This is a genomic window from Pauljensenia sp. UMB6358, assembly GCF_030216865.1.
Lineage (GTDB): Bacteria > Actinomycetota > Actinomycetes > Actinomycetales > Actinomycetaceae > Pauljensenia > Pauljensenia turicensis_A.
Window position 1 is genome coordinate 1 of sequence record NZ_JASOMS010000120.1, and the last position, 296, is coordinate 296.

General features: G+C 34.8%; 1 pseudogene. It reads left to right on the forward strand.

The features are described from left to right. Positions 1 to 296 (forward strand): annotated as a pseudogene (locus QP381_RS08860) (hypothetical protein); the annotation flags it as partial.

A 296-nucleotide genomic window follows, 5' to 3' on the forward strand; every position in this document is an offset into this window, starting at 1 on the left:
CGTCAACGCGATGTGGAAAACAAAAGTCAGGGCAATGTTCTAGAGCGTCGCCAACGTGATGTTGAGAACAAGAGCCAAGTAGGTCAACTTATAGGGAAAAATCCACTTCTTTCAAAGTCAACTATATCTAGAGAAAATAATCACTCTAGTCAAGGTGACTCTAACAAACAGTCATTCTCTAAAAAAGTATCTCAGGTTACTAATGTAGCTAATAGACCAATGTTAACTAATAATTCTAGAACAATTTCAGTGATAAATAAATTACCTAAAACAGGTGATGATCAAAATGTCATTTT